Source organism: Amycolatopsis sp. NPDC003676 (assembly GCF_053587275.1).
In genome coordinates this window covers 1-11,624 of sequence record NZ_JBSFNS010000182.1, presented here as the reverse complement: position 1 = coordinate 11,624, position 11,624 = coordinate 1, and the positions used below count along the sequence as shown (strand labels likewise).

The 11,624-nt window shown below is 70.4% G+C and carries 14 protein-coding genes; 6 read left to right on the top strand and 8 right to left on the bottom strand.

What is annotated here, in order from left to right; all coding sequences use genetic code 11:
• The first annotated feature begins 216 nt into the window (after positions 1–216).
• Positions 217–1,152: a hypothetical protein gene (locus ACWDNU_RS43525; RefSeq protein WP_370938890.1), complete on the top strand. Its 936-nt coding sequence runs from the start codon at positions 217–219 to the stop codon at positions 1,150–1,152.
• On the opposite strand, the gene ACWDNU_RS43520 is transcribed toward ACWDNU_RS43525, so the two are convergent.
• From ACWDNU_RS43520 to ACWDNU_RS43505, 4 genes are read right to left on the bottom strand one after another with little or no spacing between them, the layout of a single operon-like run.
• The gene (locus ACWDNU_RS43520; RefSeq protein WP_449673159.1) at positions 1,144–2,115 is read right to left on the bottom strand and encodes a phosphotransferase family protein; all 972 of its coding nucleotides are present in this window, start codon (positions 2,113–2,115) and stop codon (positions 1,144–1,146) included. The genes ACWDNU_RS43525 and ACWDNU_RS43520 overlap by 9 nt on opposite strands.
• A 21-nt stretch (positions 2,116–2,136) precedes the next feature.
• Positions 2,137–2,514 carry a hypothetical protein gene (locus ACWDNU_RS43515; protein WP_449673158.1) on the bottom strand — a complete coding sequence of 126 codons (378 nt, stop codon included), beginning with the start codon at positions 2,512–2,514 and terminating at the stop codon, positions 2,137–2,139.
• Between the two features lie 10 nt (positions 2,515–2,524).
• Complete coding sequence (locus ACWDNU_RS43510; RefSeq protein WP_370938893.1) at positions 2,525–2,728, bottom strand: hypothetical protein; 204 nt, start codon at positions 2,726–2,728, stop codon at positions 2,525–2,527.
• Positions 2,725–3,294 (bottom strand): hypothetical protein, encoded by a 570-nt coding sequence (locus ACWDNU_RS43505; RefSeq protein WP_449673157.1) that lies wholly within the window; start codon positions 3,292–3,294, stop codon positions 2,725–2,727. Before ACWDNU_RS43505 ends, ACWDNU_RS43510 begins: the two co-directional genes overlap by 4 nt.
• Before the next feature lie 91 nt (positions 3,295–3,385).
• On the opposite strand from ACWDNU_RS43505, the gene ACWDNU_RS43500 reads away from it, so the two are divergent.
• From ACWDNU_RS43500 to ACWDNU_RS43490, 3 genes are read left to right on the top strand one after another with little or no spacing between them, the layout of a single operon-like run.
• Entirely contained in the window at positions 3,386–4,594 is a 1,209-nt protein-coding gene (locus tag ACWDNU_RS43500; RefSeq protein WP_449673156.1) for a sensor histidine kinase, read from the top strand.
• Positions 4,591–5,244, top strand: a complete 654-nt coding sequence (locus tag ACWDNU_RS43495) for a response regulator (RefSeq protein ID WP_449673155.1) — start codon at positions 4,591–4,593, stop codon at positions 5,242–5,244. Before ACWDNU_RS43500 ends, ACWDNU_RS43495 begins: the two co-directional genes overlap by 4 nt.
• Positions 5,245–5,284: 40 nt before the next feature.
• Positions 5,285–6,718 carry an APC family permease gene (locus tag ACWDNU_RS43490; protein WP_370938897.1) on the top strand — a complete coding sequence of 478 codons (1,434 nt, stop codon included), beginning with the start codon at positions 5,285–5,287 and terminating at the stop codon, positions 6,716–6,718.
• 2 nt (positions 6,719–6,720) lie between these two features.
• On the opposite strand, the gene ACWDNU_RS43485 is transcribed toward ACWDNU_RS43490, so the two are convergent.
• Positions 6,721–7,434, bottom strand: a complete 714-nt coding sequence (locus ACWDNU_RS43485) for an NAD(P)-dependent oxidoreductase (protein ID WP_449673154.1) — start codon at positions 7,432–7,434, stop codon at positions 6,721–6,723.
• Between ACWDNU_RS43485 and ACWDNU_RS43480 the strand changes: the two genes are divergently transcribed.
• The gene (locus ACWDNU_RS43480) at positions 7,416–7,805 is read left to right on the top strand and encodes a winged helix-turn-helix transcriptional regulator (protein ID WP_449673153.1); all 390 of its coding nucleotides are present in this window, start codon (positions 7,416–7,418) and stop codon (positions 7,803–7,805) included. The two genes, ACWDNU_RS43485 and ACWDNU_RS43480, sit on opposite strands and share 19 nt — an antisense overlap.
• Here the strand turns inward: ACWDNU_RS43480 and ACWDNU_RS43475 are convergent.
• From ACWDNU_RS43475 to ACWDNU_RS43465, 3 genes are all read right to left on the bottom strand, one after another.
• Complete coding sequence (locus ACWDNU_RS43475) at positions 7,772–8,530, bottom strand: DUF6885 family protein (RefSeq protein ID WP_449673152.1); 759 nt, start codon at positions 8,528–8,530, stop codon at positions 7,772–7,774. The two genes, ACWDNU_RS43480 and ACWDNU_RS43475, sit on opposite strands and share 34 nt — an antisense overlap.
• Positions 8,518–9,870 carry a type I glutamate--ammonia ligase gene (locus ACWDNU_RS43470; protein ID WP_370938903.1) on the bottom strand — a complete coding sequence of 451 codons (1,353 nt, stop codon included), beginning with the start codon at positions 9,868–9,870 and terminating at the stop codon, positions 8,518–8,520. The genes ACWDNU_RS43475 and ACWDNU_RS43470 overlap by 13 nt, the downstream gene beginning before the upstream one ends.
• Positions 9,871–9,934: 64 nt before the next feature.
• Positions 9,935–10,735: an EamA family transporter gene (locus tag ACWDNU_RS43465; protein WP_449673160.1), complete on the bottom strand. Its 801-nt coding sequence runs from the start codon at positions 10,733–10,735 to the stop codon at positions 9,935–9,937.
• Between the two features lie 341 nt (positions 10,736–11,076).
• Here ACWDNU_RS43465 and ACWDNU_RS43460 point away from each other — a divergent pair, with 341 nt between their 5' ends.
• Positions 11,077–11,256: a DUF7455 domain-containing protein gene (locus ACWDNU_RS43460; protein WP_037358805.1), complete on the top strand. Its 180-nt coding sequence runs from the start codon at positions 11,077–11,079 to the stop codon at positions 11,254–11,256.
• Positions 11,257–11,624 lie beyond the last annotated feature (368 nt).

Sequence of the window (11,624 nt, the reverse complement as noted above, 5' to 3'; positions counted from 1 at the left end):
CTGGGCGCTGGGCCACCAGCTTCCGATCTTCCAGTCGACCGGTGCCTTCGCCGTCCGCAAGACCCTCGGCAACTTCGGTTCGCCGGGTTACGCGAACACCCCGTACGACTTCGTCAAGATCGGGTTCGTGAAGTAATCCTCCCCTGGCGGGATTCGAAGGAGCGGCGCGGACTCCCCGCGCCGCTCCTTCCTTTTTGGACAGTTAAGGTGATCTCTGTGCGGAAGTTCCTGCGATTGCGGCCGGTGCGGCACATTCTCGTGACGAGTGCCGTCGTGTTCGTCGCGTGCGCAGTGGTGTTCGTGGTGCAGCTGCTGGAGTTCAACAGCACCCGGCCGCGCTTGCAGGGCCTCAGCGTGAACGCGACCGGAATCGTTTCGCGAGTCGACGACGCCACCGTCACAGTGCGGTTCCCGGTGCCGAACCAGCCGGAAGCGAACGCGGCGGTCGAGCTGGACACCACTCCCCCGCCGCTGGGCACGAAGGTTCCGGTGCGCTATGACCCGTCGGCTCCCTCGCGGGCGGTCACGACCGGGGCTTCGGCTTTGGTGACCGCGGACCGCGCGTCGACGTACGCGACGGTCACTGTCGTGGCGGTGCTCGCGATGCTTGCGGTGAATGGGTTCTTGCTCTTCACGCGCTTCGTCCAGCCGTCGCGGCGCAAGACGGGCTCCTCGGTGCCCGTGCGCCGGGTGAAGATGCAGCGCGGCTTGCTCACGCGGTCGTGGCTGGAGACCGACACGGCTACACCGAGGTGGATCCCGGTGTACTTCTCGCCGACGCTGATCGGCCTGCCGTCGCCTTCACGCGTCGAGGTGCTGGGCGACCTGCGCACGGACCGGCACGTCGCCGTCCGGATCGACGGCGAGGTGCTGTATCCGGCGGGTTCGGTGCGCACTGGTGAGCCTCGCGGCCGCCGTCTGGACAACCCCTCCGCACCGGACGAGGAACGCACGCTTGCCGCTGCCACGCCGGTTCGCCTCGCACGTCAGTTCCGTGCCGACTTGCCGGTCCTGGCCGTCGCTCCGGTCGTAGGTGCGTTCTGGGCGCTGGTCGACGGCAGCGGATTCGCGGGCTGGCTAACGGTCAGCGTCCTGATCGCCGCCTTCGGCTTCTGGTGGGCTGCACTCCGCGGCTCCGACCCCTCACTCTGACTCCAACGCCGCCAGAATCTCGGCCACATCGGCGTACGTCTCCTCCACCTCGCGCTCCTTGAGCCGCTGCCGCTCCAGCCGCACTGCGCCGAGGTGCCGGGCCTCGTAGTACAACGCCCGCCGCCGTGTCGACGGGGACTCGTCGGGCTGTCCGTAGGTTTCCCAGAACCAATCCCGTCTCGAACCCGTTTTCACCGAGGCCATGCGGATCGTCCAGTCCGCCGCCGGGTCGCCCCACCAGCTGCGGTCGTGGTCGAACACTCCGGCGATCTCCAGCTCCGGCGTCAGCATGACGTTCACGTGCCACAGATCGCCGTGCATCAGGCGCGGTTCGGTGATCTCGTCGAGCAGCGCGGCGTCGCGCTTCACCCAAGCGGCCATCGCGCGCAAGTCAGCCCCGTCGAGGCCGAAGCCTTCGACATCTGCCGCGTTGTCCTCGAAATACGCGATGAGCGCTTCGCTCCAGGTCGCGAAATGCGGACCGGCCACGACGCCGAAACCGGGGCCGCGCACGTCGTGGATCGCGCGGGTGATTTCGCCGAGTTGGCGGAAGTACGGCGCCCGCTCCTCCGGCGTATGCGCGGAAAGGACTTCCGGGCCGGGCTCTCCGGGAAGAACCGCCTGCAGGACGTAATCCCGGCCGATGACCTGGTGCGTGAAGTCGGCGGCGATCGTGCGCGGCATCAGCGGCGCGATCGGCGCGAAGTACGGCGCGGCAAGGTATTCGTTGCGCATGAACTGGTGCTCGATCCGGTTCTGCCGCGCCGGTTCCGGGGCGACGCGCAGGATGGCCGGGCCGTCGGCCAGCTCCACCCGGTAGGTGTTGTTGTATCCGCCCCATCCGATCTCGACCGCCGACCGCACGCTGGTGCCGAGCGCGCGGCGGCAGAGCAGTTCGATCTGCTCGGCGGTGAGGGCTTGCTGGAACGCGTCCGAGGGCCGGTCTTTCGGCTGGAAGTCCACCGGGGCATCCTGCCACTCCGCTCAGGACAGCACGAATCCTTTACGGCTCAGCGAATCCTCGATCCGCAGCCGTTCGAGATCCCGGTCGGCTCCCTCGCGCAAGCCGTCGAGCCGGTGTTCCACGCCGAGCTCGCGGCAGGCGGTGACGAGCAGTGCGTCGTACGCCTGCCGGGTGCCGATCCGCCGCGCGGCGGGCGTTCCGGCGGGCAGCTGCGCGAGCGTCCGGCGTACCCGACGCAGGTCGGCGGCCACCTGCTCTACCGGCGGCTCGGACGGCACTGGAGCGGAGCGTCGCCGACGAAGCCAGCGGCAGAGCGAGGGAAGACGGAGGGCAGCCCAGAACAACGCCGAGGGTGCCACGCTGACCACGGCGAACAGCACAACCGGACCGGCCGCCACCCCGCCGAGTTTAGCCGCGACGGCGTTTGCGCGCCCGGTTCGCGAACAGCACCGCGACGCCCGCCCCGAGCAGGACGATGCTGGCGATCACGTGCAGCCGCGGCGGCAGCACGTGCAACTGGACGAACCAGCTCGGGTGCTCCGCCCCGGCGAGCCGGTTGATCAGCCCGCCCGCGCCCTGCACGACCAACAGAATTCCCACCAGCTCGATCATCGCGACGCCTCCTCTTTCGGCGCGGAGGAGCCGAAAATCCCCTGCCACAGCGGCCCGAAGACGAACCACAGGCCGGTGACCGTGCCCAGCCGCGGCAGCCAGCCCCACAGCGGTTCGGTGTGGCCGGAGCTGCCGACCACCGCGATCGCGAGCACCAGCAACCCGGCGCTGATCGCGGACGCCAGCACGCATTTGCCCCATTCGCGCCATTCCTTGCGGGTCTTCGCCCGGCCGGACAGCTTCTCCGGCCGCGGCCCGCCGGCGAACCGGTGCGCGAACCGGACGTCGGCCCACTCCACCATCGACGGCCCGAACACCACCGAGAAGCCCAGATACACCGCGGCCAGCCCGTGCGTCAGGTTGGGCACCGCGCCGTTCATCAGGTCGATCACCGTGATCACCATCAGCACCAGGTCGACCACGGGCACCAGCGCGAGCAGCACGGTGCTGGCCTTCTGCTTGCGCAGCGCGTACCGGGTCAGCAGCCCGGCCGCGATGAAGACCCAGAACCCGATCTCGCACGCCACGATGGCGGCGGTCATCGGGCTGTTCAGAATCTCGTCCATGGGTCCACTTTCACGGGCACGGACGTCCGGGCGCGTCAGCGGACGGCACGATCGGGGGGTCATCATTTCGTAGGACGACCGGGCCGCCGCGGTGTGCTGTCATGGTCGGGTGCGCTCGCGAGACCTGCGCTCGGCCCTCCCCCGGCCGCGCGAACTGCCGTTGTGGCAGCAGAACGGCCTCGTCGCGCTCGCGGTGTTCGCCGGCGGCACGATGCTGTACCTCATCGACGTCCACCGGCTGCAGGGGGACAGCGATCCGTATCCGGTCTGGGTCCGGTTCGCCGAGCTCGGCGCGATGTGCCTCGCCTTGTTCCTGCGCCGGACCGTGCCGTGGGGGCTGCTGATCGCGACCGGCATCGTCGGGGTCGACGTCGTGCTGGGCCTGTCGTTGCCGATCGCCGTCGCGTACACGGATTTCCTCTACACCGCGGTCCTGCACGGCTCCCGCCGCACGGCCCGGGTGCTGGTCGGAGTGACCGCCGCCGCCACGCTCGCCGTGCTGTTCGTCTTCGTGGCCATCGCGGGCTGGCGAGCGGCTGCGTTCGGGGTGTTCGGCATGCTGTCGTTCCTTCTGGTCCCAGTGTGGTGGGGCGCGAATGTGCGCCAGCAGAGCGACATCGCGGCGACCGAACGGGCCAACGCCGAGCAGCTCGCGACGATCGCCGCGCTGGACCGAAAGGCGGCCGTGGCGGCCGAGCGTGCGCGGATGGCCCGTGACCTGCACGACGTCGTGGCCGGGCATTTGTCGGCCATCGCCATCCAGTCGGAAGCGGCACTGTCCATGGCAGACGATCCGAAGACCGCGCAGACCGTGCTCGTCGCGGTGCGCGAGAACAGCGTGCGCGCGCTGGAAGAAATGCGCGCGATGATCGGTCTGTTGCGTTCGGAGTCCACCGACGACGAGGTGACCGCCCCGGCGAGGCTGGCCGAACTGTCCAGGCTGGTGGAATCGGCGCGGGCGGCGGGCATGACGGTGACCGTGGATTCCACTGTGGACGAAGAACTGCCGACGGCGGTCGACCTCACCGCGTACCGGATCGCGCAGGAAGCGCTCACCAACGCGGTCAAACACGCGCCGGGCAGCCAGACGACGGTGCGGCTGCGAGTGGCCGACGGCACGCTGACCGTCGAGATCGGCAACGAACTGCTCGGCGCGCCGGCCCAGGCCGACAGCGGCGGGCACGGTTTGCTGAGCATGCGCGAGCGCGCGCACGCCGTCGGCGGCACCCTGCGAGCAGGTCCGTCCGGGCCGCGCTGGCTCGTCCACGCTGAACTTCCCCTAGCCGGAGAGCCGTCATGACCATCCGAGTCCTCGTCGCCGACGACCACGGCGCGATCCGCGCCGGGCTCGCGCTCATCCTCGGCAACGCCGACGGCATCGAGGTGGTCGGCGAAGCCGCCGACGGCGAGGTCGCGCTGCGCCAGGCCCGCGCGCTGCGGCCGGACGTCGTGCTGATGGACGTCCGGATGCCCGGCACCGACGGGATCACCGCCACCCGGCAGCTGATCGCCGAAGGGCTCGCCGAAGTCCTGGTCCTCACCACCTTCGACCTCGACGAGTACGTGCACGCCGCGCTGCGCGCTGGGGCCGCCGGGTTCCTGCTGAAGTCGGTGGAAGCACCGCGGCTGATCGAGGCCGTCCGGCTCGTCGCCGCCGGTGAGGGCGTGCTCGCCCCGCAGGTCACAAAACGGCTGATCGCGGCCTTCGCCAGCACCCCGGCCGAGCCGTCGCCCGCCCCGACCGGGCTGGCGGACCTCACCGAACGCGAGCGCGAGGTACTCGGCTGTCTTGGCGCCGGGCTTTCGAATGCCGAAATCGGCGCCAGGCTCTACATCGGCGAGGCGACGGTGAAAACGCACGTCTCCCGGGTGCTCGCCAAGCTCGGCCTGCGTTCGCGCGTCCAGGCGGCGATCCTGGCCCAGGACCACGGCCTCACACCACCCGGATAGCCGATCTGCGCATCCGGCCGTCACCTTCTAACGTTCCCCCATGGGTGTGCGGAGAACTCTCGACGTCGACGAAGTCCTCAAGCGGCAGGAATCCGGCGAGCTGAAGCGGCGGCTCAGGGGACGCGACCTGATCGGCTTCGGCGTCGGCATCATCATCGGCACCGGGATCTTCACCCTCGCCGGGGTCGAGGCCAAGACGCACGCCGGGCCGTCGGTCACGCTGTCGTTCGTGATCGGCGCGGTGGTCGCCGGGCTCGCCGCGCTCTGCTACGCCGAACTGGCCTCCAGCGTGCCGACCGCGGGCAGCGCCTACACCTACGCCTTCGCCACCCTCGGCGAGATCTTCGCCTGGATCATCGGCTGGGACCTGCTGCTGGAGTTCGCGCTCGGCGCGGCCGTGGTGTCGCGCAGCTGGTCCGGCTATCTCGCGAACCTGCTCGGTCTGTCGCCGGACTGGTTCGGCGAGGACGCGAAGGTCAACATCGGCGCGGTGCTGATCATCGCGGTGCTGACGGTCGTGGCCGTGGTCGGCATCAAGGAGTCCTCATGGCTCACGAACGTGCTGGTGCTCGTCAAGGTCGCGGTGTGCGTGCTGATCCTCGCCGTGGGCGTGTTCTTCGTGAAGGGCTCGAACCTCACCCCGTTCGTGCCGCCCGCGCAGCCGCCGTCGAGCAGCGCGAACGCGTTGCACCAGCCAGTGGTCCAGGCCGCGCTCGGGCTCGAGCAGTCGGTGTACGGCATCGCCGGCATGGTCACCGCCGCGGCCGTCGTGTTCTTCGCCTACACCGGTTTCGAAGCTCTCGCCAACCTCGGCGAGGAGACCATCAACCCGCGCAAGGACCTCCGCGTCGGCATCCTCGGCGCGCTGGCCGTGTGCGCGGTGCTCTACATCGGCGTGTCGATCGTGCTCACCGGGATGGTCCACTACACCGACATCGACTCCGGCGCGCCGCTCGCGGACGCGTTCGACCGGGTCGGCCAGCATTGGGTCGGCGCGCTGATCTCGCTCGGCGCGGTCACCGGGCTGACGTCGGTGATGATGGTCGAACTGGTCACGATCGGCCGGATCGGCTTCGCGATGGGCCGCGACGGCCTGCTGCCGAAGGCCATCGGCACGGCGCACCCGCGCTGGGGCACGCCGCACCGGATGACCATCGGCGGGGCGGCGCTGATCGCCGTGCTGGCGGCGTTCGTGCCGATCTCGGCGCTGGCCGACATGGTCAGCATCGGCGCGCTGTCGGCGATGATCATCGTCGCGGTCGCGGTGCCGGTGCTGCGCAAACGCCGCCCGGACCTGAAGCGCCCGTTCACCGTGCCGTTCTCGCCGGTGCTGCCGATCATCGCCGCGGTGGCGTGCTTCTACCTGATGCTGAACCTCGACGTGATGACCTGGATCCGGTTCGCCGCGTGGCTCGTGATCGGCCTGCTGATCTACTTCTTCTACGGCCGCAAGCACTCCCGCTTCGCGAAGTAGGTTCAGGCCACCGCGAGATGCACGCGGAGGTGCCGCGGGTGCTCGATCTCGTCGAGCAACGCCACGGCGAAATCGGCGTACGAGATCTTGACGGAGAGGTCGCCGTGCTCGCCGAGTTCGTAGCGGCCGGTGCGCTCGCCGTCGTGGTCGAAGTCGCCGACCGGGCTGACGTACACCCAGTCCAGCCCGGTGCCTTCGGCGCGCAACACCTCGAGCCCCGCCGCGTGCGCCAGGCAGAAGGGCCGGAACTCGGCCGGAATCGCATCCAGCACCGGGGTTCCGTCGGCGGCGGGCAGCAGCGCGGACAGCCCGACCGCGACCAGCCGGGCCTGCGGCAAACCGGTGACGAGAGCGTGCGCGGCGTCGGTGAAGAACGCGTGCGGGTCGGTGCCCTCGCCGTAGACCGCGGCCGCGTTGATGACCGCGTCGTGCCCGGCGGCGAGGGCGGAGACGTCTGCCGCGTTGGTGACATCGCCGGCGACGGCGTCGGCTAGGTCGGGATAGCGCGCGGGATCGCGGACCACCGCGGTGACGTCGTGCCCGCGCCGGCGCGCCTCGGCGACTGCCTGCCGTCCGGCCCGGCCGCCCGCGCCGAAAATGACGATCTTGCTCATCGTGGGAATACCTCCTGGAGTGCCGATGCTCTGGAAGGTAGCCAGGGGGCCGGTTCCCTCCGGGATACTGAGAGGAGACCGCGATGACCGTTCGGCAGCCATTGCCTCCCGACCTGTTCGAGGAACTGTGCCCGTCCGCGATGGTGCCGTTCCGCTTCGGGGACAAGTGGTCCGCGCTGGTGATCCGCTGCCTGGAGGACGGTCCGCGGCGGTTTTCCGAACTGCGGGTGCCGTTGCACCGGGTCACGCCGAAGGTGCTCACCCAGACGCTGCGCGGCCTCGAACGTTCCGGGCTGGTGTCCCGCACGGCGCATGCCGATCCCGCGTTGGGTGTCGAGTATGCGTTGACGCCGCTTGGCCGCAGCCTGCTGGAGCCGATGCGGGTGGTGTACGGCTGGGTCGCGGAGCATTGGGAGGAATTGCTGGACGCGCAGGAGCGCTACGACGCACCGCCGCTGCGCAACCCGGCATAGGAAACCGCCTGCGTCAACGCCTCCGCATGCCGGGCCTCCGCGACCAGCAGCACCGACTCCAGCCCCGCCGCGATCCATTCCACCGGCTGGTCGTGCACGCCTTCGTCGCCCAGTTCGCGGTAAGTGTCCACAACGGACAGCAGCGTTCCCTCCGCACCGAGCCGTACTCCGGCGATCAGCACGTGATGCGGCGCTGGTGGCCGCCACCGGTTTGTCCACAGTGGAGGGATGCCGGTGTCGAGATAGTCCAGCAGCGCGCGTTCCGGCGTGTCCGGCGCGCCCAGTTCCGCCGGGTCGACGCGCGCCAGCACCGCCACTCGCGGCAATTCCCACAGGCCCAGCAACAAATCCGAGACCGTCGACGCGCTCCACTCCCCCACCGCTGGAACCACCGCCAACTGCTCCCCGGACAACGTCCGGATCGCCGAGGCCAACCCGTCCAGGGAGGTGCCCGCAGCCGTCTCGTCGAGGGGAACCGGAAGCCGGAAGTCGTTGCGGGACAACGCGCCCGCCGGGAGGCTGACCGGTGCGCGCACAGTCCCGGCGGCGATCGCGACCTCGTCCTGGTCCGGCACCGCGATGTCCGCCGCGCGCAATGCCGCGAGTGCGGTGAAGGCCGCCGCCAAGCCGTCCTTCTGCGGCAGTTCCGCCTGGGCTTCGGCGACCAGGCGCGCACCGCCGGGAAGCCAGTGGACGTCGGAAAGCCCCGTGTTCAGTACCGCCACAGATGCGCCGCCACGATCTCCTCGGGCGCCCGCTCGGCGGCCCACGCCGCGTCCGAGGCGCGCACCGCGCGGAACGCGCCGAGCAGCTCGTCCCCCAGCGCCCCGGACACGCGCGGATTCGCCAGCAGCGCGGTGTCCTGTTCGGACGGACTCGCCGGCAGCGGCAGCACGCCCGCGGTGTTCCGTTCCCCTTCGCTCCAGCCGCCCGGATCCTCGGCGATCGGCTCCGGCAGGACCGCCGAATCCTCGATCCCGGCCATCCCGGCGGCGAGCACGACCGCCAGCGCGAGGTACGGATTGGCCGACGCGTCCGACGTTTTCAGCTCGACATTCGCGTGTTCCGTCCCGAGCAACGCCGTTCCCGGGACGTACCGCAGCGGCGCTTCACGGTTTTCCACGCCCCAGAACGCATACGCTCCAGCGAAAAACCCGGGCCGCAACCGCATCGTCGAGGGCACGCTCGGTGCCGTGATCGCCGTCAGCGCGGGCAAATCGCGTAGCAGCCCGCCGAGGTAGGCCGCGCCTTCGCCCTCCGGTACGCCGTCGCCAGCCAGGAGGTTGCGTCCCTTGCGGCGGACGGAAGTGTGCAGGTGCCAGCCGTTCCCGGCCGCGCCGAGGCCGATCATCGGCGCGAAACTCGCCACGAGGCCGTGCGCGTGCGCGGCGGCGTGGATGGTCTGGCGCGCCAGCAGCTGATCGTCCGCCGCGGACACCGGATCCGTGGCCGCGAGCGACAATTCCAGCTGCGCCACGCCGTATTCCGCGTGCAACTGGCCGATCTGCAAGCCGTTGGCGGCGAAATCGTGCAGCAGCGCGGCGACAAAGTCGTCCAAGCCGATGAGCGCATGCGGGCTGTACGCGGGCCCGCGATGCCCCGGCGCGGACACGACGTCCTCGCTGCCCGCCGGTGCGACGGAGAACTCCAGCTCGTACCCGGCCCGGAACTCGAGCCCGCGCTGCGCCGCCTCGGCAACGTGGCGCTCCAGCACGGAACGCTGGCAGTACGGCCAGGGCGAACCGTCCGCGGCGAGCTGCCGCACCGGCGCCCAGGCGAGCGCGGGCTGTCCGGCGAGCCGGCGGAGCCGTTCCACGACCGGCACGAGCCGGATGTCGCCGGACGGCGTGCCGAGGCCGGAGTGGGCGTAGGTGATGGCGTCGTGGCTGTCGAAGACCGCGAACAGCGAGGTCGCGCCCACGCCGCGGACCGCCGCGTCGGCCAGTCCGCCGACCGGGACCACGCGCGAGCGCGGGATGCCGTTGTTGTCCGCCCAGGCGAGATGGACGCCACCGACCCCCGCCGCGGCCAGGTCCTTCGCCGCCGCCGACGCCGCCTTGGTCATGGCAACCTCCTCGGGCTCGGGATCAGTATCGCGGGCCGGGGCCGCCCGGGCCATCCGCGAGTGTTCACCCGGGCGGCTCAGTGACCGGTCCGGCGTCGTCCCGGCTGCGCAACGCCACCCCCGCGACGACGGCGAGCGTCCCGGCCGCCTCGATCACACTCGGCACCTGCGCGAGCACCAGGAACCCGACGACGCCCGCCGTCACCGGCAGCAACGCCAGCAGCACCGCGAACCGAGCCTGCCCGAGGCGGCGCAGGACCACTTGGTCGAGCGCGTACGGCACAACGGTCGACAGCACGCCGACGCCGATCCCGAGCAGCAGCATGCGTGGCGAACCCCACATTTCGCCGGTGCCGAACGCGAGCGGCGACAGCGTGACGGTCGCCACCACGAACCCGACCGCCAGCGAATTCAGCCCGTCCCCTTCGATCGCGACCCGCTTGCCCAGCACGATGTACCCCGCCCACGCGGCCGCCGCGGCCAGCGCGAACACGACCCCGAGCGGACTGCCCGCGATGCGCACGTCCGCGATCGCGACCACGCCGAGAGCCACCAGGACCAGCGCGATCAGGTCCCGCCGCGTCCGCGACCCGACCGCGGCCACGACGACCGGCCCCGCGAACTCCAGCGCGACGACCGTGCCCAGAGGGAGCCGTGCGATGGCCTCGTAAAAGACCACGTTCATCCCCGCGGTGACGATCCCGAAAGCGCCCGCGAGCAGCAGCCGCTTGCCCCGCCAGGCGGCCTTCGGCGGCCGCCGCCACAACAGCAGCACGACGGCCGCCCCGAGACAGCGCAACCACGCGACTCCGGACGGCGTCGCGTGCCCGAAGAGGTCGACCGCGATGGCCGCACCGGCATACATCGAAATTCCGCTGAGAACGAACAAGACCGGCGCCGGAATCGCGTTCACGCGTTTCGCAGAGAGTGCAATGCCCACTCCGGCATGGTGCCTGACCACGGAAAACGCTCCGTTCCGGGTGGTCTGGTCCTACGGGATGGGACGACATTGCGGCAACCGGGCTAATTCGGCGTGACGCACCTCCCACCGGCGCGGGAACACTTGCGGGCCGCCAAACGTCTGCAAGAGTGGAAGCACGAACACCGCGGAGCCGGAAGCGATCCCCGCCGAAGGCATCGACACCGAAGTGGGCGTAGCTGGATCGAGGCACCGGGCGACCGGTGCCGGGACGGAGGGAGACCCCCATGACAACACCGACGCTCACCCGCCCCGAATTGACCGCAGCCGACCGATGCGACCGGTGCGGAGCAGCAGCTCAGGTACGCGCAGTCCTCAGCTCCGGAGGCGAGCTGCTCTTCTGCGGGCACCACGCCCGCGAGCACGAGGCCAAGCTCAAGGAACTGGCCGCGGAGATCCAGAAGTAGATCGCTCACCGACAGATTCGACCCGGAGGCGGCAGGCGCGCGTGCGCTTGCCGCCTTCGGCGTTTCCGGGGCTAGGCGACCGAGCGGGCGGGGCGGCTTGGGGTTTCGCGCCCTCGGGTTTGTATGGCCTCGGTGCCTGCCGTTTGGGCGTGAGCAGTCCCCTCACAGGCTGTTGCCCAGGCGAGTGCTGATGCCGCGAGTGCTGGCCCGCTCACCAGCCGCTGGGCGAGTGCTGGTTCCCGCGCGCCAGCCGGGCAGGCATCGCGCGGGACATCCACGCCCACCGCCTCGATGCGTTCCCGCCCGTCAACCGAGGGAGCGGCCTCGTGAGGTCCGTGAAGGGCTCCTTGAGGGAATCAGATTCCCTC